This window comes from Candidatus Hikarchaeum yamanae, assembly GCF_009889665.1.
GTDB classification, from domain to species: domain Archaea; phylum Halobacteriota; class Halobacteria; order Halobacteriales; family Hikarchaeaceae; genus Hikarchaeum; species Hikarchaeum yamanae.
Map to the genome: position 1 here is coordinate 21,881 of NZ_WTZR01000004.1, position 26,938 is coordinate 48,818.

23 protein-coding genes and 1 pseudogene are annotated in these 26,938 nt (G+C 41.5%); 11 read left to right on the top strand and 13 right to left on the bottom strand.

Features of this window, described 5'->3' with window-relative positions:
- Positions 1-6: 6 nt before the first annotated feature.
- Complete coding sequence (locus ACM9H2_RS02705; RefSeq protein WP_415487936.1) at positions 7-486, top strand: hypothetical protein; 480 nt, start codon at positions 7-9, stop codon at positions 484-486.
- A gap of 9 nt (positions 487-495) precedes the next feature.
- A complete protein-coding gene (locus tag ACM9H2_RS02710; protein ID WP_415487938.1) occupies positions 496-1,047 on the top strand; it encodes an NUDIX hydrolase in 552 nt (183 codons plus the stop codon).
- Here the strand turns inward: ACM9H2_RS02710 and ACM9H2_RS02715 are convergent.
- Positions 1,044-2,261: an MFS transporter gene (locus ACM9H2_RS02715; RefSeq protein ID WP_415487940.1), complete on the bottom strand. Its 1,218-nt coding sequence runs from the start codon at positions 2,259-2,261 to the stop codon at positions 1,044-1,046. The two genes, ACM9H2_RS02710 and ACM9H2_RS02715, sit on opposite strands and share 4 nt — an antisense overlap.
- Before the next feature lie 75 nt (positions 2,262-2,336).
- Between ACM9H2_RS02715 and ACM9H2_RS02720 the strand changes: the two genes are divergently transcribed.
- Positions 2,337-2,837, top strand: a complete 501-nt coding sequence (locus tag ACM9H2_RS02720) for a flavin reductase family protein (protein ID WP_415487942.1) — start codon at positions 2,337-2,339, stop codon at positions 2,835-2,837.
- A 27-nt stretch (positions 2,838-2,864) separates the two neighbouring features.
- Here ACM9H2_RS02720 and ACM9H2_RS02725 read toward each other — a convergent pair whose 3' ends face one another.
- Complete coding sequence (locus ACM9H2_RS02725) at positions 2,865-4,784, bottom strand: beta-CASP ribonuclease aCPSF1 (protein WP_415488110.1); 1,920 nt, start codon at positions 4,782-4,784, stop codon at positions 2,865-2,867.
- Positions 4,785-4,990: 206 nt separating this feature from the next.
- On the opposite strand from ACM9H2_RS02725, the gene proS reads away from it, so the two are divergent.
- The 4 genes from proS (at position 4,991) to ACM9H2_RS02745 (ending at position 13,307) form a co-directional block, all read left to right on the top strand.
- Positions 4,991-6,442 (top strand): proline--tRNA ligase, encoded by a 1,452-nt coding sequence (gene proS, locus ACM9H2_RS02730; protein WP_415487944.1) that lies wholly within the window; start codon positions 4,991-4,993, stop codon positions 6,440-6,442.
- 105 nt (positions 6,443-6,547) lie between these two features.
- Positions 6,548-11,032 (top strand): glutamate synthase large subunit, encoded by a 4,485-nt coding sequence (gltB, locus tag ACM9H2_RS02735; protein ID WP_415487946.1) that lies wholly within the window; start codon positions 6,548-6,550, stop codon positions 11,030-11,032.
- Between the two features lie 60 nt (positions 11,033-11,092).
- Positions 11,093-12,151, top strand: coding sequence for an NAD(P)-dependent glycerol-1-phosphate dehydrogenase (locus ACM9H2_RS02740; protein ID WP_415487948.1), 1,059 nt, complete (start codon positions 11,093-11,095; stop codon positions 12,149-12,151).
- A 52-nt stretch (positions 12,152-12,203) separates the two neighbouring features.
- A complete protein-coding gene (locus ACM9H2_RS02745) occupies positions 12,204-13,307 on the top strand; it encodes a glycosyltransferase family 4 protein (protein WP_415487950.1) in 1,104 nt (367 codons plus the stop codon).
- Here ACM9H2_RS02745 and folP read toward each other — a convergent pair.
- A complete protein-coding gene (folP, locus tag ACM9H2_RS02750; RefSeq protein ID WP_415487952.1) occupies positions 13,276-15,639 on the bottom strand; it encodes a dihydropteroate synthase in 2,364 nt (787 codons plus the stop codon). The two genes, ACM9H2_RS02745 and folP, sit on opposite strands and share 32 nt — an antisense overlap.
- Before the next feature lie 34 nt (positions 15,640-15,673).
- Positions 15,674-16,681, bottom strand: a pseudogene (gene purH, locus ACM9H2_RS02755) (bifunctional phosphoribosylaminoimidazolecarboxamide formyltransferase/IMP cyclohydrolase); the annotation flags it as partial.
- Between the two features lie 139 nt (positions 16,682-16,820).
- Here purH and purB point away from each other — a divergent pair.
- Positions 16,821-18,194, top strand: coding sequence for an adenylosuccinate lyase (purB, locus tag ACM9H2_RS02760; RefSeq protein ID WP_415488112.1), 1,374 nt, complete (start codon positions 16,821-16,823; stop codon positions 18,192-18,194).
- On the opposite strand, the gene ACM9H2_RS02765 is transcribed toward purB, so the two are convergent.
- From ACM9H2_RS02765 to dapA, 7 genes are all read right to left on the bottom strand, one after another.
- Positions 18,195-18,626: a hypothetical protein gene (locus ACM9H2_RS02765; protein WP_415487954.1), complete on the bottom strand. Its 432-nt coding sequence runs from the start codon at positions 18,624-18,626 to the stop codon at positions 18,195-18,197.
- Positions 18,627-18,707: 81 nt separating this feature from the next.
- Positions 18,708-19,781 (bottom strand): M20/M25/M40 family metallo-hydrolase, encoded by a 1,074-nt coding sequence (locus tag ACM9H2_RS02770; protein ID WP_415487956.1) that lies wholly within the window; start codon positions 19,779-19,781, stop codon positions 18,708-18,710.
- Entirely contained in the window at positions 19,778-20,602 is an 825-nt protein-coding gene (dapF, locus tag ACM9H2_RS02775; RefSeq protein WP_415487958.1) for a diaminopimelate epimerase, read from the bottom strand. The genes ACM9H2_RS02770 and dapF overlap by 4 nt, the downstream gene beginning before the upstream one ends.
- Positions 20,599-21,825: a diaminopimelate decarboxylase gene (gene lysA / locus ACM9H2_RS02780; protein ID WP_415487960.1), complete on the bottom strand. Its 1,227-nt coding sequence runs from the start codon at positions 21,823-21,825 to the stop codon at positions 20,599-20,601. Before lysA ends, dapF begins: the two co-directional genes overlap by 4 nt.
- Before the next feature lie 7 nt (positions 21,826-21,832).
- Positions 21,833-22,699 (bottom strand): 2,3,4,5-tetrahydropyridine-2,6-dicarboxylate N-succinyltransferase, encoded by an 867-nt coding sequence (locus tag ACM9H2_RS02785; protein WP_415487962.1) that lies wholly within the window; start codon positions 22,697-22,699, stop codon positions 21,833-21,835.
- Entirely contained in the window at positions 22,696-23,481 is a 786-nt protein-coding gene (gene dapB / locus ACM9H2_RS02790; protein ID WP_415487964.1) for a 4-hydroxy-tetrahydrodipicolinate reductase, read from the bottom strand. The genes ACM9H2_RS02785 and dapB overlap by 4 nt, the downstream gene beginning before the upstream one ends.
- The gene (gene dapA, locus ACM9H2_RS02795; protein WP_415487966.1) at positions 23,478-24,386 is read right to left on the bottom strand and encodes a 4-hydroxy-tetrahydrodipicolinate synthase; all 909 of its coding nucleotides are present in this window, start codon (positions 24,384-24,386) and stop codon (positions 23,478-23,480) included. The genes dapB and dapA overlap by 4 nt, the downstream gene beginning before the upstream one ends.
- 106 nt (positions 24,387-24,492) lie before the next feature.
- Here dapA and ACM9H2_RS02800 point away from each other — a divergent pair, with 106 nt between their 5' ends.
- Genes ACM9H2_RS02800 through ACM9H2_RS02810 form a run of 3 tightly spaced genes read left to right on the top strand, consistent with a single transcriptional unit; the run spans position 24,493 to position 26,091 of the window.
- Positions 24,493-24,966 carry a PUA domain-containing protein gene (locus ACM9H2_RS02800; RefSeq protein WP_415487968.1) on the top strand — a complete coding sequence of 158 codons (474 nt, stop codon included), beginning with the start codon at positions 24,493-24,495 and terminating at the stop codon, positions 24,964-24,966.
- A gap of 46 nt (positions 24,967-25,012) precedes the next feature.
- Positions 25,013-25,369, top strand: a complete 357-nt coding sequence (locus tag ACM9H2_RS02805) for a nascent polypeptide-associated complex protein (RefSeq protein ID WP_415487970.1) — start codon at positions 25,013-25,015, stop codon at positions 25,367-25,369.
- A complete protein-coding gene (locus tag ACM9H2_RS02810; RefSeq protein ID WP_415487972.1) occupies positions 25,366-26,091 on the top strand; it encodes a methyltransferase domain-containing protein in 726 nt (241 codons plus the stop codon). The genes ACM9H2_RS02805 and ACM9H2_RS02810 overlap by 4 nt, the downstream gene beginning before the upstream one ends.
- Here the strand turns inward: ACM9H2_RS02810 and ACM9H2_RS02815 are convergent, their stop codons facing one another.
- Together ACM9H2_RS02815 and ACM9H2_RS02820 are read right to left on the bottom strand one after the other, a co-directional pair.
- Positions 26,092-26,355, bottom strand: a complete 264-nt coding sequence (locus ACM9H2_RS02815; RefSeq protein ID WP_415487974.1) for an RPA12/RPB9/RPC11 RNA polymerase family protein — start codon at positions 26,353-26,355, stop codon at positions 26,092-26,094.
- 74 nt (positions 26,356-26,429) lie between these two features.
- A complete protein-coding gene (locus tag ACM9H2_RS02820) occupies positions 26,430-26,852 on the bottom strand; it encodes a bis(5'-nucleosyl)-tetraphosphatase (protein WP_415487976.1) in 423 nt (140 codons plus the stop codon).
- Positions 26,853-26,938 lie beyond the last annotated feature (86 nt).

Sequence of the window (26,938 nt, forward strand, 5' to 3'; positions counted from 1 at the left end):
TGAAAAATGGACCCAACACTAGATGAGCTTGTAGGTGCGGTGGATTTGTTCGGAGGTTTGTCGCGGGAAGAATTGATAGGAGGGTTCCAAGATATTGGCGCCCGGATGGGTGATGGTGTAGATATCAAGGGGTTGAACTTTCGTATTGACGAGGCTATTGAAAAATATTATCTAGTAGAATTGGTGGATCAGGGGCTACTGGTGGCGGGCCCATCTGCTTTGCCCGAGCTTCCAGAAGGTGGGGAAGATTTACCTCACCTTATTTTAGTGGGAGAACGGGAGATAAATAGAGAAGAAGTGGAAAAAAGTGTTGTGGAAAGGATAGGCAAAGAAGTTGAAATAGCGATTTTTGAAAAAGATAGAAATCAGATAGAAAGTTTGCTAAATGTGTGTTACGATTTAGAGATTTGGGCAGGGGTAGACGTTGATGGTATTCGAAAGAAACTGGAAAGAATAATAGACAATAGGGGAAATATTGAGGAATGATTCGGGGAAATGGATACTGAAAAAATAAGTCGCGCGGTGCCGAAGGGGCTGGGAGTAAAAGGAAATTCAAGGGCTGCAGTAGTTGTTCCATTAATTTTAGGAGAGAAAAAAGAAGAGATACTATTTACAAAGAGAACCGATTGGCTTGATGAACATCCGGGGCAAATGAGTTTTCCAGGGGGAAGGTATGAGCAGAAAGATAAAATATTAAAAAGAACAGCAATCCGGGAAGCGGGAGAAGAGATAGGTATACAGGCACATGAAATCGAGTTTATTGGCCAGCTCAATGAATGCGAAACGATTACAAAATACACTATAACCCCATTTGTTGCAAGGATACCAGATAGAGAATATGATAGGAATGAGGAAGAAGTTGCAGAGATCGTGAGATATCCAATTGAAGCTTTAATTGCCGGAGATTGTTTTGAATGGAAGGAACACACAAATGGTAAAGAAACTATATTGCTGCCTTATTTCTACATAGAAGAAGACACCATATGGGGAGCTACAGCACGTATTTTGGTTCAGCTACTAGAAATTACAACGGAATGGAAATATTAGAGCTTCGAACGGCTGATGGAAAATAAAATAGAAGATCCTAACAGCAATGCAACTATGAGCCCTACAAACGCTAACCCATAACTACCATAATATGCGGCTACTATGCCAACATAGGTAGATCCAAAACTACCAACTCCGGTGTAGATTGTTTTAAGAGCGCCGAAATCGCCTCCCACCGTGTCCTCGGGGAAAAGTTCGAATAGATAGGATTGCATTACAGGGGGAAATGCCCAGGTTCCAAGTGCATATACAATGATTCCAAAAATTACCAAAGCGGGTGACTCGAAAAGGAGGAGTATGATTAGGCCGATGGCACCGATGAAGAGTGCAGCTATTGTGACATACATTCTTGAAAATCTATCCCCGATGAATCCACCAAGTAGGGTGGAAGGAACACCGACGAGGAATAATGTTGCAAATCCGATACTTGTAAGGGTAGTTGAGAATCCACGTTCGATTAATAAGAAAGTGGGAAGAAAAGAGGAAAATGCTTGGCTAGTTATGGCAAAGAAAATATAAGCAATTAGAATTAGTCTAATTTTTTTATTACGGAATACACGAGAGCCAGTGCTTCCGAGGTCCAAGCTTACTCGACTGAATTTATAGGGTTCTTTACTCCATTTATGTAATAAGAAAATTACACATATTAGCAGTAGTATTACAGGGAAAAATGCTTCTCTCCAAAATGGCCCTCCAAGTATTGCTACCCCACCGAGAGCTACTCCACCAAATAACGCTGCAACGGCGCTTCCGGTCCTTCCAGAAGCAACTTGAATTCCAAATGCCTGACCACGTTTTTTCGAATAAAAATCAGAAAGAAGGGCACGTGTGGGGCAGAAATATCCACCAGCCCCCACGCCGAGAAGAGCGCCTGCGGCAAGGAATTGGAGATATGATTGTGTTTGGGTTAAGAGGGCAAGTCCAAGAACCAATGCACATAGGCTAAATACTAGAACTGTTTTTCTGGATAATTGATCTGAAAATCGTCCCCCGGGATACTGTGCTATAGAATAGAATAACCAAACGACTGTTAGGGCAAACCCTGCTTTGTCAGGAGTCAATGATAGTTCAATAGAGATTAGAGGAAGTAGAGCGGGGAGGAGGGATCTCCCAGACATTATCATGAGCCATCCGAATGCTAATAGAAGAGAGATTTTACCAGTATAACCTCGAAGAAGAGATTCCTCAGGGACATTAGTAGAATCTATAGACACGACTGAATTTTGGAGGGGATTTGACTTGATGTTTACTAGATGGGGATTTGAGGGATATGAGAGGACATATAGTCTATGGAAAACAACATAAATAACATGGATATAAAAGATTTTCGCGGTGTAATGGGGAATTTCATTGCGGGTGTAACGGTAGTGACACTGCCAGGAGATCCTCCGCATGGGATTACTGTTAATTCGTTTACTAGTGTATCTCTAGAGCCAACCTTGATATCAATTTGTCTTGACCATAATTCAGAGGCTTATAAAAGATTAAAAGAAGGTATGAATGACACTTTTTGTATCAATATACTTGCAGCGGATCAAAAATGGATTGGGGAGTATTTTGCGAACATGGGAGAAGCTGAAGAAAATCCATTTGAGGAGAGTATCACGAAAGTATTGCCAACAGGATCGTTGTATTTTGAAAATTCGATTGCATATGTAGATTGTTCACTATATGATAATGTCGAAGAGGGAGATCACACAGTATATATGGGTAAAGTAAAAGATGCGAAACTTCTACGATCGGAGGCGGAAGTGCTGACCTATTTTAGGGGAAAATGGGGAAGCGTATAGATTTGTGTAGAGAATAGAGGGGAGATACTAAACGAATCGGAATGTTTCAAGATTTTTGGGAGCGAATGTTCTTATATTAAACTGGCGGTAAAGGGCAGATGAGAGATCCCGAGTGGATCTTTCGTCTCCATGCACACATAGAACTTTTTCGGGGCGAGGGTGCATTGACTTGACAAAATCTAAAAGTCCTTGGCGGTCGGCGTGTCCAGAAAATCCATCAACAGTCTCAACATTGAACTTTAATTTGAGTGTTCTCGTTCGTCCTCCAGAACCAGAAACTGGGATTTCTTCCCAGCCAGATTGAATTCTACGTCCGAGCGTTCCGTGTGCCTGATATCCAACAAAGATAAGCGTATTGTCAGGATCGTTGCCTAAATGCTCTAACCAAGACATAATCGGACCTCCGGTTATCATCCCACTTGTAGATATGATAACGCAGGGACCTTCATCTTTGATTTCCTGACGTTGTTCATCTCCACGTTCTATGTGATGAAATTGAGGTGCAAGGAATGGATTCTCATCGTCGTAGAAAATTCGCTTTCTTAGATCGTCTCGAAGATATTCAGGATAGGCGGCATGTATGGCTGTTGCTTCCCAAATCATTCCATCAAGATAAACAGGGAGCTCAGAGAGTTCTCCTGTTCGCATTGCCTCCTCCAATACTAGCATAATCTCTTGAGATCGTCCCACCGCAAAGGCGGGAATGATGACTTTTCCTCCGTTTTCCGTGGTTGTTTTGACTATTTCAATAAGATTTTGTTCGGCTTGTTTTTGATCAGTTTGATAATCATTCCTCCCACCGTAAGTAGATTCAAGTATCAGAGTTTCGACCCGTGGGAAATCGGTTACGGCTCCATTGAATAAACGGGTTCCACGGTAGTGTATGTCCCCTGAAAAACATATGTTATATAGGCCATCCCCAATATGGAAATGGGCTATCGAAGATCCCAGAATATGTCCGGCATTGTGCAAAGTTACTTTTATATCAGGTGCGATATCAGTGACACTTCCATAGGGGATGGTGATTGTGTGTTTTATCGCTTCCCGGATCATTTCGGACGTGTAAGGAGGCGTCCTGCCTTCTTGGGCAGCAACATCTAGATAATCAAGAGTGAGGAGACCCATGAGGTCTCGAGTGGGTTCTGTGGCGTAAATTGGACCATCGTATCCATAACGGAAAAGAAGAGGTATGAAAGCAGAATGATCGAGATGTGCGTGAGTGAGGACTACTGCATCTATAGAGTTCGCTCCAGCTCCAAGAGCTTCTGATACGTGGAGATATGGAAACTCATCTTCAGATCCTGGTTTGTCACCACAATCGATTAAAATTCGTGTCTCGGGTGTGGAAAGTAAAAAACTAGCTCGTCCAACTTCTTGGCAGCATCCCAGAGTGGTCAATCTGACCCATTTATCAGAGGATTTTTTAGGTCTGTGAATATGGCGCCCTACTCTTTCAAGAATGGATCTTCGTTCTTTTCTCTGTTGTTTTAGGAAATTTCTAACGTTAGAAACTACAGTGGAATCGATAGGAGGGGCTCGCACAACATCTGGCGTCCATCCGATTTGTTGTGTTATTTCGCGCATAGTAGACCCATGTCTTCCAATGACCATTCCAGGCCTAGTTGCTTCAATTAAAACTTCTCCAGTATCTTCATGGAAATCAAGGCTAGTCACGTTGGCTTCTTTGGGTATGATTTTATGAATAATTTCTTCTGTTTGTTTAGGGGGAAGAAGGGAGTCCAAATCAGGACGGATTGTGATTCTTTTTTGGAGACTACTGGCAAGGGTTCGAACAATATCACCACTTTCGGCGAATTTTTTGGGATCTGAGGTATATACGACTAGCTCAGGTCCTTCATAATTGACCGAGGAAATGGAAAGGTTTTCGGGTAATATATCAAGAATTTTTTCGTGGATGGATTCTAGTTTTTTATCTACTTCATTCATTGCTATGAAATCTTTCAGGGGAATCTTGGACATCTTGAGCACTGTGGTAAGTAGCCCTCTAGAAAACCAAAGATAGAATATTACCCAACATAGGAGACGGGTAAAATCCGCTGGTATGTTTACACCGGGTGATTATAAAAACTTTTTCAACAGAGGAGAACAGAAAAATCGGAAAGGGTTACTCTTATGAGGTAGAAAGAGTGTCTATGAGAGGCGAACAGGAGCTTGGTATTTCCAATTCTAAAAATGAAAGTCCAGGAGAATGGTATGCAGAAGTTGTCAAGAAAGCCGAGATTGCTGATTACTCCCCAGTAGGAGGATTTATTATTGTACGTCCAAGGGGAATCTCCCTATGGGAATCGATCCGTTTTCATTTAGATTCATGGTTTCGAGAAACCGGAGTTGAAAATGCCTATTTCCCGGTTTTGATTCCCGAGAAATATCTTGAGCGTGAAAAAGAAATTATCGCGGGTTTTGATCCGGAAGTGGCGTGGGTCACACATGGGGGGGAAGAAGAATTAGGAGAAAGACTTGCTGTTCGCCCTACTTCTGAATCTATTATTGCCCCATTTATGGCGCGCTGGGTAAGAAGTCATAGAGATCTTCCACTCAGATTGAATCAGTGGTGTTCGGTGGTGAGATGGGAGGCCACAGAAACCAAACCATTCTTTAGAACGAAAGAATTTCTTTGGCAAGAAGGGCATACTGCGCACAAAAATCGAGATGATGCATGGGCAGAAACCATTCAGCGATTGGATCAATATGAAAGACTATATCGAGAAATATTGGCCATTCCCGTACTGAAGGGGAGAAAACCAGAACATGACAAATTCCCAGGGGCAGAAACGACCAGTACAGTGGAGGCTTTAATGCCAGATGGGAAATCAGTTCAAGGGGGAACAAGTCACTACCTAGGGACAACTTTTTCAAAGGCTTTTGAAATCGGATATGTGGATGAAAATGAAGAGAATCAGCTTGTTCATACAACGTCGTGGGGGCTTTCCTGGAGAGCGATAGGAGCACTCATAATGACACATTCGGACGACCAGGGTTTGGTACTTCCACCTGCCATTGCCCCGGAGCAAATAGTTATTGTCCCCATTTGGAAAGGCGATAAACGGGAAGAAGTTATGGAATATGCTAGAGAAATTCAAAAAGCATTGTCAGAATTCAGGGTCCAATTGGATGACAGAGATGAGAAAAATCCGGGTTTCAAATTTAATGAATGGGAATTAAAAGGGGTACCAATAAGAATTGAAATTGGTCCGAAAGAGGTAGAAAATAGAACAATAACATTGGTACATAGACCGGATGGAGAACGCCATTTGATTGAGATAGAAGGTGTCGAAGATGCGATGAGATCCCACCTTGAGAAAATCTATGAGAAATTATACCAACGTGCTTTTGATAGCCTCCAAGAGAACATTCACGAAGTGTCAAACGAAGTAGAGCTTGTAGATAAATTGACTAGTCAAGGGGGATATGCAAAAACGCCGTGGTGTGGGGAAGAGGGGTGTGAAGAAACAGTTAAGGAAAAAATTGCAGCGAGTATTGTTATGATACCGTCGGAAATGGAGGGGAAGGTGCAAAAAGGAGATTTATGTTCGGTGTGTGGAAGTGATGCGAAAGAAATTGTTTATTTTGCTAAAAAATATTAATATTCTGATAAAAGATATAATGTCATTAATTATGTTAATGTGATACACATATACATATATAATCATAGGAATAGAATTATATAGAAAGGCAGGTATTATTTGTATATGGTGGCCAATTTAGCGAGGAGCTGTGAGCCCGCTCTGCTGATAAATCCAAAAGAAGAAAGATCGAGTTGCGGAGTGGGGGCTGTTATGGATCTAGGAGGGAGGAGGCGGCACTCTGTGGTCGAAATGGGAATGGAAGTGCTATCCAATATGATACATAGGGGCGCTATTGGGATAGAAAAAGATGCAGGGGATGGTGCAGGGATAATGTTGCAGGTCCCGCATGAGTTCTTTAAACAAGTGATTCCTATCGAAATTCCAAGTCAGTATGGAACTGGATTGGTCTTTTTTCCACAGGAGGGGAAGGAAATAATAAATTTGAAAAACATAATTGAGGAGAAACTATCAGAGCAGGGACTAGAAGTGAGATATTGGAGAGGTGTCCCAACGGACAATCGAATTCTCCCACAAACAGTAAGGGATTCTGAACCAGCAATATTCCAGCCATTTGTTGTAGGAAAAGGGCACACGGATGAAGAGTTCGACAGGAGATTATATATAGGACGTAGGATGATTGAAAAAGAAATCCAAATGTCGAACATAAAAGGAAAAGAGAGCTTTTGGATTTGTTCCCTTGATCGAAGAATAATCGTGTACAAAGGATTGCTTAGGGGGAATCAGATAGATGAGTATTACAAAGACCTCAAAGATGAGAATTTAAAAACTAGTTTTGCCCTCATTCATATTCGGTTTTCAACTAACACTAGTAGCTCTTGGAATTTGGCCCACCCATATCGTAGATTAATTCACAATGGGGAATTCAACACCATTAAGGGAAATGTAAATTGGATGAATGCCAGAGAAGCTGATTTGGAACATCCTGAATTTGGAGAACGTATAGAGGGATTAAAGCCAATAATTGCGGATAGAAATCAATCAGATAGTGCTTCATTAGATAATGTTCTAGAATTATTATTAGCTACAGGGAGGGGTTTGCCTCATGCGTTGAGAATGTTAATTCCAGACGCCTGGCAAGAGGATGCGAATTTAGTAGATGAAGAACGGAAAGACTGGTATAAGTTTCATGCATCGTTAGTAGAACCATGGGACGGTCCATCGCTAGTTATTGCAACAGATGGGGAACGGGTAGGTGCGATTCTCGATAGAAATGGGTTGAGGCCTTGTAGATATGATGTGACTTCAGATAATATACTTGTCATGGCAAGTGAGGCGGGTGTTTTGGATATGCCTCCAGAAAAAATAATCAGAAGAGGTCGACTAGGACCGGGGCAACTATTTTTAGCAGAGCCGGGTAAAGGCATATATTCTGAAGAGGAAATATTAAAAGAATTTTCAGATTCAAAATATAAAAAATGGGTAGAATCTAAGCAGATTAGATTAGAAGAGTTGGTAGAAAGAAGTACAAAACCGAGAGGATCAATTAAGGAACTAAGATCGTATCAAGCTGCGTTTGGGTATACATACGATGAATTAGACCGGCTGATCAAACCCATGCTCGAAACGGGGAAGGATCCTGTTGGATCCATGGGGGACGATACACCATTGGCGATTTTATCAGAGTTTAATCGGCCTTTATCTAGCTACTTTAGGCAATTATTTGCCCAGGTGACAAACCCCCCTGTGGACAATATAAGAGAGAGTTTAGTCTTTAGTTTAGAAACTAGAATTGGGCATAAACGAAATATATTGGAGGAATCAGAAGATCATGCGAAGCAATTGGTTTTGAAGAGTCCCATATTGACAGATGGGGATGTAAACACCATTCTACACGGAGGGCACAGCCTGAAAGTGGGGACTGTCGAGATTACATATGATGGAGAAGACCTAGAGAAATCGCTTGAAAGCATTCGAGGAGAATGTGTAGAAAAAGTAAAAACGGGAGTGGAAATTCTTGTATTAACAGATAGAAATGTAGATAAAAATAAATTTCCCATACCAAGTTTACTAGCTGTAAGTAGTGTACATCATCACTTGGTTCGGGAGGGATTACGCACGCGTGTTGGGATTGTGGTGGAGTCAGGAGATCCTAGAACCGTTCACCAGATGGCCACACTGATAGGTCATGGGGCAGGAGCAATTAATCCGTATTTGGCTTATCAGACAATAGAAAGTATAGTGGATGGGTCAGAGGGATGTAGTGTAGACGAATCAATTGAAGCGTACATAAAAGCTTTAGAAGAAGGACTGCTCAAAGTTATGTCTAAGATAGGAATTTCAACTATTGAGAGTTACAAGGGGGCTCAAACTTTTGAATCAATTGGGTTAAATTCTAAGTTAATAGATGAACATTTCACAGGTACTGCGAATAGGATTGAAGGAATTGGGATAAAAGAAATTGAAGGACAAATAAGGGAAAGGCACCAGGCAGGGTTTAGTAGTGGATTGGATCTGGAAAGACAAGGGGAATTTGAATTTCGAACGACTGGAATTCATCATCAATGGAACCCAAAAACTATTTCCAGCTTACAACAAGCTGTCCGAACGGGAGAATATGCAAAATATCAAGAATTTGCAGAACTCATTAATGAACAGAACGGGAACTTTCAAACATTGAGAGGGCTTTTGGAATTCAAGCCAAATAAGGAACCGGTTTTGATTGAAGAAGTGGAATCAGTAGCATCCATTGTGCAAAGATTTTCATCTGCTGCCATGTCACTTGGTAGTCTGTCCGAAGAAGCACATGAAAATACGGCGATTGGAATGAATCGAATAGGGGGAAAATCAAATACTGGTGAGGGGGGAGAACCCCCAGAACGTTTTGGTACGGAAAGAGGATGTTCGGTGAAACAAGTTGCATCAGGGAGATTTGGAGTTACTTCATACTATTTGGCTTCCGCAAATGAGTTGCAGATAAAAATGGCCCAAGGATCAAAGCCAGGAGAAGGTGGACAATTGCCGGGTCACAAAGTGAATGAGATGATCGCGAGGGTTCGTCGGTCTGTTCCAGGAGTTGGGCTGATATCACCGCCACCCCAACACGACATATACTCAATTGAAGATTTGAAGCAGCTCATATATGATCTGAAATGTTCTAACCCAAAAGCAGACATAAATGTTAAATTGGTTGCGGAGGCCGGGATAGGTCAGATAGCTGCAGGAGTGGCAAAGGCAAATGCGGATGTGATACATATTTCAGGGCATTCGGGAGGTACGGGTGCGAGTCCTAAAACATCGATAAAACATGCAGGATCTCCGTGGGAATTGGGGTTGTCTGAAGCCAATCAAATGCTCTGTGCTACGGGATTGAGATCTAGAGTAAAACTTGCAGTAGATGGAGGAATAAAAACGGGGCGGGATGTTGCCATAGCAGCCATGCTGGGTGCAGAAGAATATGTGTTTGGTACCGGTGGTCTGGTCGCAGGTGGATGTGTAATGGCGCGTCAATGTCACAATAATACTTGCCCAGTTGGAATTGCAACGCAAGATCCAAAACTTCGTGATCGTTTCAAGGGAGAACCAGAACACGTGATGAACTATATGGAATTTATTGCACGGGATTTACGGGAGATTATGGCATCTCTTGGGTTTAGAAAAATGGAGGAGATGATAGGGAGGGCGAATCTATTACAGCAACGGGAAGTGGATAGGGGCTTTAAAGCTGAAACTCTTGATTTGTCTCCGTTAATCGCTAGAATAACTGGAACGGATAGATACAAGACACGTCAACAAACTCATTTGGTAGAGAATTCAATTGATTGGGAGGTCATAGAGAAATGCGAAGGGGCAATATCCAAAAAAGAATCGGTAGAAATAGGTGATTTGGATCTAAAAACTTCGAATCGGGCTTTTGGAACTATTCTGTCGAATAGAATCTCGAAAATGCATGGAGAAGGGGGCCTACCAGAGGATACCATAATAATTAAATCGAGAGGAACAGCAGGGCAGAGTTTCGGTGCATTTCTAGCTCGGGGAATAACAATCTTAATGGAAGGGATAGGAAATGACTATGTGGGGAAGGGATTATCAGGAGGGAAAATTGCAATTAGGACTCCCGGAAATTCAGGGTTCGTTGCGGAAGAAAATACCATCATAGGAAATGTGGCACTGTACGGAGCTACGGAGGGTGAGTTGTACGTAAATGGTCTTGCTGGGGAAAGATTTGCAGTGAGGAATTCAGGGGCAAAAGCAGTGGTTGAGGGGGTCGGGGATCACGGGTGCGAGTATATGACAGGGGGTGTCGTTGTAGTACTAGGAGAAACTGGAAAGAATTTTGCCGCGGGGATGTCGGGAGGAATTGCGTATGTGTATGATCCAGAGGCACGATTGAATAAGTATTGTAATTCAGAGATTTGTGATATCGCAGTGGTGTTAGAAGAATCGGATGAAAAAATGATAAAACGTCTGTTGCAAAATCATGTGGCATATACAGAATCAAGGCTAGCAAAGAGTATACTAGAAGCCTGGGAAAATGAACGCAGGTCTTTTGTCAAAGTTATGCCCGAAGCTTATTTGGAAGCTATTGGAAAATGGCCGGATGCAGATGTTAGAAAAACACTCCCAGTTGCCGTGGCAGATGCTGCGTAGTAAAATACTCAATACGTAAATAGTTGAGTGATACAAGTAAAGTTAATATAGGACCTGGATATGACGAATACAGTTACCTGGAAGCAGCTCCCTCGAATAGTCTCACTAGGAGAGGGGGTTTTATCAGAAATGGCCCCCATAGTGAAAGAACTTCGTTTATCAGGAGATCCTTTGATAATCACTACTAAAACTCCAAAAATGGTTGCAGGTTCAGAGATTGTAGGAGATTTTGAGGAGAGGGGATATAGTCCCAAGATGGTTGTGGTAAAATCAGAAGGAATGAAAGAAGTCGAGAGAGTCATACGAGAGCTAAACAAAGATGATTTTGGCTTTGTGATAGGGGTAGGAGGTGGAAAGCCAATAGATATTGCAAAAATAGCCAGTGGGGAGCTTCACAAAGAATTTATTTCAGTTCCTACAGTGGCTAGTCATGATGGGATTGCAAGTAGCAGGGCTTCAATACCAGATGGGGAAGTGCAACATAGCATTACTGCAAAACCTCCAATTGCAATCATAGCAGATACAAAAGTTATAGTGGGTTCGCCCTGGAAACTAACCAGTGCAGGATGCGCAGATATAATATCTAATTTCACTGCAGTGAAGGACTGGAAGTTGGCGAAACTGCAGGGGGAAACTGAATATTCAGAATACGCAGCTGCATTATCCGAGATGACAGCGGAGATGCTTATTCAGAATGTGGATTTAATTCTGAAGAAATCGGAGAAGTCAATTTTTATCGTAATGAAAGCACTTGTGTCATCAGGAGTTGCAATGAGTATTGCAGGTAGTTCCCACCCGGCGAGTGGGGGAGAACATTTGTTTAGTCACCAACTGAATCGAGTAGCGGAGGGGGAGAGACTTCATGGGCATCAAGTGGGGGTAGGGACCATATTGACTGAATATCTCCACTCTGGAGAATCGGGAGAATGGGGAAAAATAAAAGATACGCTGAAAAAATTAGAGTGCCCAACGACTGCCGAGGAACTAGGGGTCACAAGAGAAAATATCATTAAGGCCCTATCGACCGCGCACGAAATACGAGATAGACATACAATATTAGGGAAGGGTATTGGGGAAAAAGACGCAGAGATAGTAGCAGAAAAAACAGGAGTTATTTAACGGAGAATACAGATCGATGGTTATTTTTGAGTTCGATCTTCAATAAATATACATGCGAGTCGCAATTGTAGAGCGGCGGACTATCCACAAAGAAGGGGGGAGTTCTGCAAAAAGATTGCACACGGTGGCAGAATTGCTTGCTATAAAAGGGCATGCAGTTAGTTTTTATTGTCTTAAGTGGTGGGAAGAGGAAGATAGGGAGAAAATACACAATGGGGTGAGATATTACGCAGTATCAGAGAATATAGAAGATGTTGAATGGAGATTTGCAGCACAACTACCCTCAAAAATTAAAGAATATGAACCAGATGTGATAATTGCAGATGGGACAGAACGGGCAGTGGTAATGGGATCAAAATTTACGTGTCTATTTTTGAGAAAACCACTTATATTGGATTTCTACAAACAAATTAAAATTGGAAAAGGAAGTAAGAGAAAATCTGAACTCATTATGGGTTTAGCAGATCTAGTAGTAGTCCCATCGGAAATGATTCAAACGAGTGTGATAGAGGCGGGGTGTGAGGAGAAACTGATTGAAAAGCTACCAAACCCAATCAAGATCAAACCCATAAAGGATACAAAGAAAGAGAAGGTCGCAGATATTATTTACTCCAAAGTATTGGATAAAAATTGCAACTTGGAGACTTTTTTGTTGGCCCTAGCAGAGCTTCGTGATGTGAAATGGAAAGCTGCAATAATTGGAGAGGGTGAGATGAAGGAATTTTATGAGAGGCAAATAAAAGATTTAAGGATTTCACGCAGGGTAGAATTTTTGGGGGAAGTTCCCACAGAAAGGAAAATAGCAATTTTCAAGGGGGCACATGTTTGTGTGCACACGGCGGTGAAGAGTGGATTTCCCAAGGATTTTTTACTAGCTCTTGCTTGCGGGTGTGTGGGGATTGCAGAATATCACGAGAATTCTAGTGCTCATGAATTAATAAGACCTAGAGAAAGGGGGTTTAGAATAACAGAAGGGGAAGTGTTGCATCAGACTATTAGAGAAGCTGCAAAATTACCTAGAAAAGAAATTGAAGATGGGTATTTTGGATATAGTGAAAAAAATTTTATAGAGAAATATATAGGACTCATTGAGAATGCAAAAAGAGTTAAATCGAGTGGATTGGTTAGAGATCAATCGGATATGGGAGTTCTTTAAGCGCCTCTGCAACTCGAATGGCATCAAGATTTTGCGAAACGTCGTGGGCTCGAATTATGTTGGCGCCGTTGCAAACTGCCATAGCAGTAGTTGCAATAGTAGCAGATAAACGATTATGTTGAGTGAGTTTAAGAGAAGAAAATAGAGACTTGTGGGAGTGACCTACGAGGATGGGGCAGCCTAGAGTTTTGAATTCGTCTAAACGGCGAAGGATTTCAAAATTTTGTAAGGGTGTTTTTCCAAAACCAATTCCGGGATCAATGATTATTTTTGAACGGTCTAGCCCCGCATTTTCAGTTCGGATGATTAGATTGGAAAGATGAGATATGATTTCTTCGACAACATCGTTGTAATTTATGATGCAAGTGGGATCTACTGGTGTATTGATGCTATGTGTTAAAACAATAGGCACATCAAAATCGGATGCGATGAAACGCATTTGAGGATCCGAAAGGCCAGAAACGTCGTTGATTATATTTGCGCCTGCGTTTATTGCAGCCTCGGCTACATTGGCTTTTCTTGTATCAACAGAGAGGAGCACGTTTGATTTGGATAGTTTCTTAATGGCAGGTAAGATTCTATTTAATTCTGTTTTGGAAGAAATAGGAACTGCACCGGGTCGAGTGCTTTCACCACCTATATCGATGATGTTTGCTCCAGATTCAACCATGGAAATTGCGTGAGTTATTGCTTGATCTTTCGTGCGATAGTTTCCACCATCATAGAAGCTATCAGGGGTGAGGTTTAAAATTCCCATCAAAATAGTACTATTTTCCCAGGGGAATCCATTGGATTTGATAGGTACATTTTGAGAGTCAATCACAGAGGAAAGTTGAGAAACAAGGGTGGGGAAATGAAATTTTCCATCTTCAATTATATTAAGTAAAGATTTGAATTGAGAGGGAGAACCAGAAAGGATTATATCAGTTAATTCTTCCTCAAGTTTATCGAAGAGGAATATTTCGGAGGAGCCTCCAAGTTTTAGGAATTCTTTCTGGATTTGTCTAGCATATACAGGATAAGTTTTTGTTTTTAGGGAATATGAAGAAGAAGATTGTGTTGCTTTTTTGATTACATGATTTTCCCACTTTTGACGGGCTTCACGTATTGTGTATAAAGATCCAGTTACAAGGATACAATCCACTTCATTTGAAGAAGATATAGCCTGATTCAGGGCTACATCAATAGAAGGAGAGGATATTGCAGGATATCCATTCTTTGTGAATAGATCTACAAGGGGGAGAAGTTCTGCTGCACGGGGTATATTGGGTTTTGTTACAAATACTTTTTTAGGAAGGGGCAATGAAGAGATCATTCCTTCATGGTCTTTGTCCCCAAGAGCCCCGAAAACTATGAAAAGGTCTTGATATTCAAATTCAGATAGTGTTTTACTAAGTTCCATGCATCCAGCAGGATTGTGGGCCCCGTCTAGAATGATTAATGGGTTTTGGCTAAAGATTTCAAAGCGACCGGGCCAATAAGAATTTTTGAGGCCGGTTGAAATATCTTGAGGGGTTGTGCCAAATGATTGATCGCATATTGCGGCGGCTATGCCTGCATTTATCGCTTGATGGGATCCAATGAGTCCTAGTTCTGTTTTTATAGCCCAATTGGGTGCGGTTATTTCTACAAAAGATTCTGAAGAAGAACTACCTTCATATTTGACTTTAAAATCGCCAGACTCACCCACAAGTAACAGGTCACTTACGCCTCGTTTGATTTCGGAGAGGGCGGCTCCTGTTGCTGCAGTAACTAGAGGAGAATTTTTAGATGCGATTGCCGCTTTATCTCGTGCTATTTCTTCTACGGTGTTTCCCAATATATCTGTGTGTTCGAGGGAAACATTAGTGACGGCACTAGACATGGGAGTGATAACACTAGTTGCATCGTGTTTTCCACCAATGCCAACTTCTATTACAGCAACATCTACATCTTCATTGTTAAAATGCCAAAGTGCCAGAGCAGTTGTAACTTCGAAAAATGTGGGAAGTGGAGGGTTGGATTCACAAAAGGTAGCGTGGGGAGAGATAATATCAATAAAATCGCGAATGGATTGATGAGGAATGGGTTGATCATTTACGAGGATTCGTTCGCGGAAATCAGAAAGATGAGGAGAGGTATAAAGTCCTACTTTGAGATTTGATTCCATTAAAATTGAAGATATCATTCGAGAAGTGGATCCTTTTCCATTTGATCCAGTTACGTGGATATATTTATTTCCTATATGAGGGTTTTCGAGGTAATCCAGAAGCTTTGATGTGGAATCAGTCCCAGGTCCTATTCTAGAACGTGGAAAATTAAATAAAAACTTTATTGCTTCAAAATATTCCATTTTTTGAATTCACCACGTTGAAATTAAGAATGTATTAATCATGTTTGAAACATCTTGTTCCTGTAAAAACCATGGAGATATCAAGATTATTTGCAGCATCGATGACAGCATCGTCGTTTATGGATCCACCGGGTTGGATTACTGCAGAAATTCCCGCTTCTGCTGCATTTTCCAATGCGTCGGGGAAGGGGAAGAATGCATCTGATGCCATGACAGCCCCTTTTGGAGTTTTATTTTCGGAATGTTCAACTGCTTTAATAGATGCCAACCTAACGGCGTCGACCCTAGATACCTGACCCATTCCCAGTCCCACGGTTTCGGTTCCGGTGGCAAAAACTATGGCGTTGGATTTAACGTGTTTTACTACTTTCCAAGCGAAAAGCATAGTTTCTATTTGGGCAGGGGTTGGTTCTATTTTTGTAACTACTTGGAGGTCTTTAGAGGATAGTGAACTCAGGTCTCTTTGTTGAATTAATCTCCCTCCAACTATAGGTTTTTCAACTAAAGTTACAGAAGGAGAATTCAATTCTCCAACAGATAATATTCGTAGGTTTTTCTTTGTGCGTAAAATATTCAATGAATCTTCAGTATAAGAAGGGGCAACTACGACTTCCTTGAAAGAGGATACTATTTGTTCTGCTGTTTTTACATCGCATTCTTGATTGAGTGCAACTACCCCCCCGAAAGCACTCATAGGATCGGTTGAAAGTGCCTTTGCATATGCTTCAGAAATGGTTTTTGCGACAGCGCACCCGGCAGGGTTTGCGTGTTTAATTATTGCTGCCGCGGGTTGTTTGAATTCTTTGATAAGGTTGAGGGCCCCGTCAGAATCGTTGTAATTATTATAAGAAAGTTCTTTTGCAGTAGGGTTTAGCTGTAGTGCTGATACAACATTTGCCTCCTGTACGGTAGGATCGGCATATAAAGCTGCAGTTTGGTGGGGATTTTCCCCATAACGTAATTCACAATAGTGATCGTTTTTTATCATCAGAGAGGCGGGAAAATCATCTTGGGAGGAATCCATACTAGAATGCAAGCTTGATGTACCAAATTCGTTGCGTTTTTGCTTTTTACACTATGGAGAGGTAGATTTTATGAAGAATAATTCTTTTTTGGTGAACATAGCAATTGAGAAAATTAGACTGGAGTCTTTTTTACGGGCGCAGAACAAAGGGGAGACTATGGACGACCCACTTTTTGCCATATCAGCGATTGATGGGCGCTATGCAGTTGAGACATTTCCTCTAAGGGAATATATGGGGGAAGCAGCCCTTATGCGAGAGCGTGTGCAAGTTGAAATCGAATATCTAATTTCTCTGTCAGAAGAAGAAGAAATCTCTTTAGAATTATCAGAGGAAGAAATGAAAGCATTGCGCAAGGTATACGTGGATTTTGGAGAATCCGACGCAAGGATGGTGAAAGAAATTGAAAGGAAAGGGTACAAAGAGTACAAAGCGACGAATCATGATGTAAAGGCAATAGAATATTTTTTGCGAGAGAAGACACCTGGGAAGATACATCCATGGATACACTTTGGATTGACTAGTGAGGATGTGACCAATATTGCTTATCGAATTCTTGTAAAAGGATCGATGGAAGAGATTCTAATTCCAGCTATAAATGCCGTGAAAGATGAGATAGAAAAACTTGCCATAGGATGGAGAGATACGCCTATGTTGTCCCTAACTCATGGGCAGCCAGCAACTCCGACTACCTTCGGAAAGGAAATGGCTATTTATGCATCTCGATTGAACCAAATGCAAAGGGAAATTGAACATTCAACGGGAGAACTTGTGGGGAAAATGTCAGGAGCGAGTGGAAATTATGCGGCCCAGGTAGTTGCAATTCCAGGAGTAGATTGGCCAGAAGTTTCAAAGAAAGTGGTGGGAAAATTAGGATTCAAACAAATACCATTGACGACTCAAATTAATCCGGGGGATGACCTAGCTATTCTGTTTTCAATGATACAAATTGTCAATCAGATAATAATAGATTTAAATCGAGATATGTGGATGTATATTTCAAACAAACAAATTACTTTGCGCAAGAATGAAGCGGAAACGGGGTCATCTACGATGCCACATAAAGTAAACCCAATTGAATTTGAGAATGCAGAGGGAAATTTAGGAAAGGCAAATAGCGACTTGAAATTTTTATCAGAAACGATTACAGTTTCGAGATTACAACGGGATTTGATTAGTTCGACTGTGAAGAGAAATATAGGCTCTGCGTTTGCTCATTGTTTATTGGGTTATTGTAAAACAAAAGAGGGATTGGCCAAGATAGAACCAGATGAAAAGAAGATGATTGAAAGTCTTTCAGAAAATGTAGAGATATTAGGAGAGGCATATCAGACCATATTACGCAGGGAGGGATATCAAGATGCGTATGAAATTCTGAAGTCCGAAACCCGGGGGAAAAATATCACTATGGAAGAATTGCATAGAATGGTAGACAGGTTGGAAATAGAAGATGTTGTACGGGAAGAATTAAAAGATCTAGTACCACAGAGATATTTTGGTTTGGCGGGTGAATTAGTTGATGAAATTCGTTGATTATTTTTTAGAGATAAGATCAGATTTATGCAGGGACATCCAGTATCCGATGCCTGTTAAAAATAAGCTTAAAGAAGGAAGATAGAATAGATTTTTCGTGGTTAATGTGAGATTAGAATTCACCAAGATAGATATAATTCCTTCTCCAAATGAAACTAAAAAAATAAAAGTTATAAATCCCATTAGAAATGCGGAACGAATTGAAGATTGGCCTGTTTTTAAGAGTCCATCGTAAAGAATTATGGCTACCACAAATGAAATAGAAGTTCCGAAAACATAGAGGGGCATTCTAGAAAGAAATCCATCTTGTGGTCCCATTAGTAAAGAGAGAAATCCAAATAAACAAATGGTGGTTAGGATACTAGAGATAAGAAGAATAGATTTGATTTTCGTAGAAGAAGATTTAGTCAACAGAGAGTTTCTGTAACTCATACCGAAGATCACAGAGGTCAGTGGATAAAAAACATGGCTTTTTTGCCATATAGGAGATTATGAACAAAATGAAGGGTAGATTCATAATCCCAGTTTTGAAATGACATCTGTCAAAATATGGGCGGCTTTTTTGACTTCAGAAATGGGGACGTATTCACGGGAGGAATGTGCAACTGCACCAGTGGAGTCAGTTAGAACGCCAGGGCCAAAAATGACGGTGGGGGCAATTAAAGAAAAATAAGATGCTTCGCTAGCTGCGGTGAAGGGGCGGGTTTTTGTTCCACTTATTTGTTGAAAGCATTTAACCAAATTTGTATCTTCGGGGGTAAAAAAGGGCCCTAGAAATGGAGTTTCTCGTTCGGATAGGGATATAGAAATGGTAGCCCATTTAGGTATATGATTTTTAAGATGAGACTCCAGAGAAAGTTTGAAGTCATCTGCAGATTCAGGAGGAACACTTCTTCGGTCGACGGTGATTTCACATTTAGATGGTATTTGGTTTGAGAAATCACCGCTCTTAATTATAGTGGGGGTGAGAAGAGGAGATCCGAGGGATGTTTCAGTGTTGACTGGTTGTTCTTTATCGAATGTTTTCAATGCTGCAAGGATAGAAACGCAAACATCGATGACGTTGTTGGTTAGATGAGATTCAGCTGCATGTGCATTTTCCCCTATGATCAATATCTTTGCTTCAAATCTACCTTTGGAAGCATTGCAGATATCAAGATTGGTTGGCTCCCCTACGATGAACGCGTCTGGGACGTCGTCGAAGTGTAATGCGTTCGCTCCGCGGGATGTGAGTTCCTCGTCGGGCGTTATGGCTAGTGTTAATTTTCCAGAAGGGTTGCTATGAATAAATGCGTATACAAAAGCTGCGAGTGGTCCTTTTGCATCGCAAGCTCCGCGCCCATAGACCATGTCGCTGTCACTGTGGAAGGGGAGATAAGGGGGAACGGTGTCTATGTGAGTATTTAAGACAATATGGGGGGATCCAGTCCCTCTAGTTGTAATTGTATTACCTGCCGAATCAACTGAAGGTTCAAATCCATGAGATGTGAGGGTATCTACAAGGAAAGTTCTCATTTCATCGACATCGTCGTGAGAGGGTATTTGTACGGATTGTTCGAGGAAAGATACTATATCAAAATTCGTCATATTAGTGGGAGCTCTCCAGAGAACTGTTTTGCTGCAGGACCTCTTAAAATCATAGAACCTGTTTTGTTAATAGTCACAAAGAGATCTTCTCCACCTTCTTGAGTTATGCGTATTGATTGATTTGGTTTAATTTGTTTGGAGTGGTGCAACACCGAAGCTATTGCACATGCACCAGTTCCACAAGCGAGAGTTATGCCCTCCACTCCGCGCTCGAAAGTTTTTTGTTTAAACCCATTTTGGATCTTTTGGGCAAATGTGACATTGGTTCCTTTGGGGAACATCTTGGAATGGCGGATATCAAATGCTTTGTTGAGTAAAATTGGATCAGTTATATCGTCCACAAATATTACAGCTTGGGTGACCCCTCCTGAATTGATCGCAGTAGTGTTTAGACCGAACAAGTCCTGATCTATGAAGGGAATATCTGAGATGATAGGTACGCTTTTGGGTTCGAAAGTGGAAGGTTCCATTTCAACTTGAACATCACCCCCATCGACTATTTTGGATGGGAAGGTTCCTGCAGCAGTGTGCAGAATAATTTCTTCTTTATTCAAAAGTTCGCTAGCCCATTTTACTGCACATCTAGCGGCATTTCCACACATGGGGCCAACTGAACCATCTGGTTGGCGTAAGTCCATGGTAATTTGGGGAGGGGAGGAGGTAGACTCAATTGTCAAAAAGAGAACCCCATCTGCGCCGATTCCATCTTCTCTGTTGCACTGAGCTATGGCTAATTCGGAACGGTTAGAGATTTTATCCAGACGTTTGTGGATGAGTATAAAATCATTTCCAGCACCATGATATTTATCGAATGGTATCAAAACCAACCTACCTCATGTTCATGGGAGCAAAGATCCTCGAGCGTCTCTCTTTTTCGGATGAGACCTATATTATTTCCATCAATTGCCACGGTCGCAGAACGAGGGAAAGAGTTGTATTGGCTTTCCATTGCTTCGCCGTATGCACCTGCATTTCCAATAGCTAAAATATCACCAGTAGCAGAAGCCTCAAGTTCTATATCGACTCCTAGGATATCGGCACTTTCACAGATTGGGCCGGTTACGGTGGTATTTGGCAAGGACTGTTTAGTTTCGGTTGAAGAAATATTTTGAATATCATGATAAGAACCATACAAAGCAGGTCTAAGTAAAGTGTGCATTCCAGCATCCACCCCCACTATAGTGTGAGAATCTAGATTTTTGATTGTGTTAATTTTCGTGAGGAGTATTCCAGCATCTGCTACTATGTATCTCCCTGGTTCAAGGACAAGTTTTGCAGAAAAATCCCCTAAAGATTTCTGTATTTCGAGCGAGACTTTAGATAGATCCAGAGACAGATCCTCGGGATGGTATGGAACACCAAATCCCCCTCCTACATCGATGAACTCTAGATCAATTGGCGAAGATCGGGATATATCTCCAAGGGTCCTGCAAAGACTTTGATGGACGTCCATGTCTTGAGGGGAGATTCCACTTCCAGCATGGGCATGTATTCCAACGATATCGAAATCATGAGAAGAATGTGAGGAAAGTAGATATAGGGCTTGATCGGGGGAAAATCCAAATTTTGCGTCGGATCCTGTTGATACATATTTGTGGTGGCCTGCCCCAGATCCAGTATTGATTCGAAGGCATATACGGCCACGATAATCCCGTTCAGATAATCTACGGAGTGTATCGTGAGAGCCAATATTTATTGTTAATCCAGAAAGATTAACTGCAAAATCTAGATCAGAATCAGGAGGGTTTACTGCAGTATACAGGATTCTTGAAGGAGGTATTTCTGCACGTATAGACCTGTAAATTTCTCCAGCAGAGACACATTCAATCCCGGCTCCCAGATTTCCAAGTGTTTGTAGTATTGCCCCAGAGGTATTGGCTTTTGCTGCATAGTATATATCTGCGTCCTCAAAAGCAGAGGATAATCTGCGGTAATTTTGGCGGATTCTTTCGAGATCAATTACATAGGTTGGAGTCCCATGAGTTTCCACAATAGATAGTAGTGTTTCGTGTGACCAATCGGAGATTGTTCTGTGCTCTGACATCAGGAAATCACTTCCGCAAAAGGTCCTCTTTTTCTGCTGCGATTTGTGTGGATTCTTCGATGGATAGTGCCACAACTGCGGGTTTCAATGCCCCACCTCCTTCAAACAACGGATGATTTCCAACATCAGAATGTACAAATCGAGTGAATGCACGGCGATTTGGAGGAATATGGCCATGAATAATTTCTTCTGAAACTAGATCATATACAGGGATTCTAGGAGTTAGAAGAGTGTTTTCGGCCACGACGGATCCTTCTCCAACTACGAATCCGCTGGTTACACGGCATCCGGCCCCCAAGGAAACATTATCTTCTATTATAACGGGTGTGTCTTCTACAGGTTCCAGGACCCCTCCTATAACGGTGTTTGCCCCGAGTTTCACATTAGCGCCTACTTGAGCACAGGAACCAACCACATCGTTGGAATCAACAAGAGTCCCATCTCCAATTGATGCGCCTATATTGACAAAACAGGGGCTCATTAGAATTGCATTAGAACCAATATGAACGCCGCGTCGGATGACTGTTGCAGATGGAGTGTTCCGAATTCCGCGTTGAAGGAAATCGGAAGTATCTGCCAGGGGCAAAATATCATTATATACAACTACAGGAAAGTCTTCGGGTAAGGGCGCAGGTGGCCCGTAGACAATAGGGTATTTTTTTCTAAGAGAAAAATTTAATAAAATTCCGTGTTTGACCCAAGTATTTGCAGTCCACCCTTCAGATTTTTTTTCCGCAGATTTGGTTGTTCCAGACTCTAGAGAGTCAAGAAACTCATCGAGTAGGGATAGGTGTTCTTCGGTTCGATTTTCTGAATTGATTTCACCAGAAGTATAGAGATCCCACAAAGTAGAAACGTCGTTTTTGAGATTCATGTTGAAACACCTAATACATCTTTGAAATCATACCACCCAGGTGGTTGGTTTGAAAGCCAGATGGCGGAGTCTATTGCACCAGAAGAGTAGACTCCACGGCTCTCTGCCTGATGGGTTAGAGTAATCATTTCATCATTTCCAGAAAAAAGTACCTCATGTGAACCACGAATGTTACCGGCCCGTACAGAATGGACTCCAACTTCGTTTGGTTGGCGCTCGTGAATTCCAGATCGGCCATATATAGCTTCCAGGTTGGGACGGAATTTCTTGATAGTATCTAGAATGGATAAAAGTGTTCCACTCGGTGCGTCTATTTTTTTGTTATGATGAGTTTCAGTTAGCTCGACGTCGTAATTGAATAAAACATCTGAAATTGCATCTATTGCTAGATGTAATGATGCAATTCCTCTAGAGAAATTGGCTTCGAAGAGTATAGGAATCTCATTGCTGAGATCGTGTAGCACATTTAATTGTTCGTCTGTAAATCCTGTTGTTCCTGTTACAAGGGGAATTGAGAATTTTGCTGCGTTCTCAGCAAAAAATAAACTTGCTTCTGGGACTGTTAAATCAATAATCACATCTGGGTTGGATTCCTGGAGTTGGGAGGAAAAATCAAGAGGATTGCAGATTGGAAATTCTACGGATGATAAATGGTTTGGAAGTTCTTTCTGAGTTTTTTGGGAAGTGGCAAAGGACACAGTGGTTGAATCCGATCTCTGAAGTATCTCTTCAATTACAGATTTGCCCATGCGTCCTGTTGCTCCAGTTACTGCTATATTCATATTGTATGCTCTAATTCTGCTAAATCACCTAAGAGGTCAAGAAGTTGTTGACGGTTGTCATCAGAGATTCTTGACAAAGGTAATCTAAGGTGGGGTGATGAATCATATTTTAAATGCATTGCTTCTTTGATGGGTATTGGATTCGATTCGACGAATAATCCACGGAAGATGGGACACAACTTGCGATTTAGGGACAATGCATGGGAGAAATTATGTCGCTCTCCGGGTAGAGTGGACCATACCATATCGCAGGTCAATTCAGGTGCTATGTTTGCTGCAACACTGATAACACCCGTTCCGCCAAGACATAGTATTGGGACAGTCATTTCGTCGTCCCCAGATAAAATGTTAAAATTTTCCGCTCTAGTACTTTCGATTACTTGAGATATAAAACCTATATCACCACTAGCTGCCTTATACCCAACAATATTATCATGGGAAGCGAGTGATATTGTTGTTTGTATTTCTATATTTCTTCCAGTTCTAGAAGGCACGTTGTAAATAACTTGAGGTATTTCGACTGCATCTGCAATAGCCAAGAAGTGAGATTCCATACCAGCAGGTTCTGGTTTGTTATAGTAGGGAGAAATTAAAAGTATCCCGTCCGCACCAGCATCTACAGAGCGTTTGGAAAGGGTTATCGCTTCACTAGTGGAATTGCTCCCAGTTCCAGCAATAATAGGAATATTTTTCACCGCATTGACCACACATTCTACTACTTCGACGTGTTCATCGTGAGATAGAGTCGCGCTTTCGCCAGTGGAACCAGTAGGGACCAACCCATCAACTCCAGCAGATTCTAATCGTTTTGCATCGTGTTCGAGTTGATTAAAATCGATGGACCCATCGTTGAAAAATGGGGTGGTCATTGCAGGGAAAACACCAGTTAGGTTTAAAGAAGTCATAGTAAGTGCTTGGAAAGATTAGATTTGTGCTGAGTCTTGTAAGACGTATAAGGAAATAGTCTTTTCCAAAGAAATACGAGTATGCGATAACGATATGAGAAATATCATGGAAGAAAAAAGTGATGAAGAATGGATACTTGATCTTCAAGATATTGCAGATTATCAGTTTGGGAAGGGGGCGGGAGAGGGGCTATTTACAGGGGATATAAGGATAGAGAGATCGAGAACGGGTAGGGCTCGTCAAATTCATTCAGAAGATGAGTATATAGCGACACATACCAAAGGGGGAAGGCTTTCATTGGGGATAGAAGGTGGAAAAAGACTTAGGAAATCACTTGAATTTCCAGCATACAGAGTCAGGGTAGGAGAAGAATCAGAGATATATGTCAGGGAGGGGAAAAACGCATTTGCAAAATTTGTCATAGATGTTGATCCAAATATTAGACCCAAGGATGAGGTGATGGTAGTAGGAGAAAATGATTGTTTATTGGCGGTGGGGAGGGCAAAAATGAGTGCAGATGCCATGTTGGATTTTAACAGAGGTGTTGCGGTAAAGGTTAGAGAGGGCCAATTGGAATAAGATTCCGAGCGCCATATTTTTGTTTTGACGGGACATGTAGACGAGTATGTTTAGCGGTGGGGGTTTGAACCCTCGAAAAATGAAAAAGATGATGGAACAGATGGGGATTGAACTAGAAGAGTTAGAAGTAGAGGACGTTGTAATGACGCTAGTGGGTGGTGAAAAATTAATATTTAAAGAAGCTGAAGTGACGAAAATGGAAGCAAGAGGTCAAAAGACATATCAGGTGGTTGGAGACCCAGAAATAGGGGGAAGTGATCAGATAGCAGATAGTGGAATGAAAATATCTAAAGAGGATATCGAGATGGTAATGCAAAAATCGGGCGCGGATGAAGAAACAGCTCGAGAATCGATTGAGGCTACTGAAGGAGATCTTGCTGCTGCAATATACAGATTAAAGTGATAGTGCTAGTAGTTGGAGAGAATAGAGAGTATCTTTGCCATCCAGGAGATGAGATCGGAACAGATTTGGGAATAATGAGAGTTCCAGAAGATGTGAAAATAGGGGACACAATAGAGACGCATCTTGGTAAAAAATTTACAGTTATAGAGCCGAGAGTTACAGATCTGTTCCATCATTTAGAAAGGACAGGGGCCCCGATACTTCCTCGCGACGTGGGGTTGATTATAGGGATGGCAGGGATTGGGTCAGATGATCGAATATTGGACGTGGGGACGGGGACTGGAATTTTATCAATCTGTCTGGGAAAGGTGGGGGCAAGTGTAATAACATATGAAAAGAATACTAAATTTTTCGAGGTTGCCCAATCCAATATAAAAAAAGCAGGAGTTGAAGATATGGTAGAAGTACGAGAGGGAGATGTGATTGAGGAATTAGATGTATTGAATGATTTTAGTGTAATAACGCTGGACATGAAGGACGCAGAGTTAGTGGTAAAGCATGCTAGAAAAATTCTCAGAGCAGGTGGAATCTTAGTAGCATATTCTCCATTTATGGAAAGTGCTAAAAAGGTAGTGGAATGTGCTAAAGAGGTGGGTTTGTTAGATATAAAAACGATAGATACAGTTCAGCGTGAAGTAGAGTTTGGTGCACGCGGTACGAGGCCCCAAACTATAGGTGTGGGGCATTCGGGATATTTGACTTTTGCTAGGAAGTATGCATAGCTAATTGTCATTCTCGCGCCAGCGATACTCACATTTTGTGCAAACAAAAAATCGTGTTTCGGATTCGTCTGCACCACGTATTTGTTGCAGATACCAATATGCAGTGTCATTGTCACACTTAGAACATTTAGAGTTGGTAGTAGGCAAACCTCGTTCGGTGACATTGCTGGTATCAATTATGTCAGTTTCTTCTTGTGTTTCTGTCGTCCCAGTTTGACCGGTGAGTTTCTGGAACATTGCGGCATATTTATCTTGTTCTGACATGGTGAAAGAATTATACTAGAGGTGATATAAGTTCACCAAAGTACTTAAAAAAATCGAGCGGAGAGGGAATAAAATCAGTATCCAGAATCTATTAAAAATTGATTCGCGTGTTCAAGAATTTCACGGGGGCCATCATGATTAATTGTATTGATTGCCTGAGTATAATCGCGCCATTGGAGATCGGAATGTTCATCAGAAATATCCGCCTTGGAATCGAATGATTTTGCAACGAATAAATGGACGGTTTTATGAATAGTAGAGCCGCTTGCTTGAAAGAAATAGTCATACTCTTCTCGAAATCCATCTAAAAGTTTAAAATTAGAGAGTCCAGACTCTTCGCGGACTTCTCTAATTGCAGTTTGTTGGAGTTCTTCTGTTCCTTCTACACCACCTTTTGGGAATTCCCAGTCGCCAGCTCTGCTTTTTAATAAAAGATATTCTCGTTTGGTTGGTTTGTCTCGGTAGATTATAGCGCCAGCGCTAACCGCTTCTATCATAGCATATACTAGAATTCGAGGTTATTTCAGAATATCGGGATGAATGGGATAAATTTAGTGCCTAGGAGATTCTCTATATGGCAAGA

What these genes read in the sequence shown, in the direction of transcription:
- ACM9H2_RS02765 (WP_415487954.1), bottom strand. Translation starts at nt 18,626, where the DNA reads ATGAGTTACAGAAACTCTCTGTTGACTAAATCTTCTTCTACGAAAATC.
- folP (WP_415487952.1), bottom strand. Translation starts at nt 15,639, where the DNA reads ATGGAATATTTTGAAGCAATAAAGTTTTTATTTAATTTTCCACGTTCT.
- ACM9H2_RS02800 (WP_415487968.1), top strand. Translation starts at nt 24,493, where the DNA reads ATGGAAGAAAAAAGTGATGAAGAATGGATACTTGATCTTCAAGATATT.
- purB (WP_415488112.1), top strand. Translation starts at nt 16,821, where the DNA reads ATGGACGACCCACTTTTTGCCATATCAGCGATTGATGGGCGCTATGCA.
- dapB (WP_415487964.1), bottom strand. Translation starts at nt 23,481, where the DNA reads ATGAATATAGCAGTAACTGGAGCAACAGGACGCATGGGCAAATCTGTA.
- ACM9H2_RS02815 (WP_415487974.1), bottom strand. Translation starts at nt 26,355, where the DNA reads ATGTCAGAACAAGATAAATATGCCGCAATGTTCCAGAAACTCACCGGT.
- ACM9H2_RS02745 (WP_415487950.1), top strand. Translation starts at nt 12,204, where the DNA reads ATGCGAGTCGCAATTGTAGAGCGGCGGACTATCCACAAAGAAGGGGGG.
- ACM9H2_RS02820 (WP_415487976.1), bottom strand. Translation starts at nt 26,852, where the DNA reads ATGATAGAAGCGGTTAGCGCTGGCGCTATAATCTACCGAGACAAACCA.
- ACM9H2_RS02705 (WP_415487936.1), top strand. Translation starts at nt 7, where the DNA reads ATGGACCCAACACTAGATGAGCTTGTAGGTGCGGTGGATTTGTTCGGA.
- proS (WP_415487944.1), top strand. Translation starts at nt 4,991, where the DNA reads ATGAGAGGCGAACAGGAGCTTGGTATTTCCAATTCTAAAAATGAAAGT.
- ACM9H2_RS02720 (WP_415487942.1), top strand. Translation starts at nt 2,337, where the DNA reads ATGGAAAACAACATAAATAACATGGATATAAAAGATTTTCGCGGTGTA.
- lysA (WP_415487960.1), bottom strand. Translation starts at nt 21,825, where the DNA reads ATGTCAGAGCACAGAACAATCTCCGATTGGTCACACGAAACACTACTA.
- ACM9H2_RS02770 (WP_415487956.1), bottom strand. Translation starts at nt 19,781, where the DNA reads ATGACGAATTTTGATATAGTATCTTTCCTCGAACAATCCGTACAAATA.
- gltB (WP_415487946.1), top strand. Translation starts at nt 6,548, where the DNA reads ATGGTGGCCAATTTAGCGAGGAGCTGTGAGCCCGCTCTGCTGATAAAT.
- ACM9H2_RS02785 (WP_415487962.1), bottom strand. Translation starts at nt 22,699, where the DNA reads ATGAATCTCAAAAACGACGTTTCTACTTTGTGGGATCTCTATACTTCT.
- dapA (WP_415487966.1), bottom strand. Translation starts at nt 24,386, where the DNA reads ATGACTTCTTTAAACCTAACTGGTGTTTTCCCTGCAATGACCACCCCA.
- ACM9H2_RS02740 (WP_415487948.1), top strand. Translation starts at nt 11,093, where the DNA reads ATGACGAATACAGTTACCTGGAAGCAGCTCCCTCGAATAGTCTCACTA.
- ACM9H2_RS02710 (WP_415487938.1), top strand. Translation starts at nt 496, where the DNA reads ATGGATACTGAAAAAATAAGTCGCGCGGTGCCGAAGGGGCTGGGAGTA.
- ACM9H2_RS02725 (WP_415488110.1), bottom strand. Translation starts at nt 4,784, where the DNA reads ATGAATGAAGTAGATAAAAAACTAGAATCCATCCACGAAAAAATTCTT.
- ACM9H2_RS02805 (WP_415487970.1), top strand. Translation starts at nt 25,013, where the DNA reads ATGTTTAGCGGTGGGGGTTTGAACCCTCGAAAAATGAAAAAGATGATG.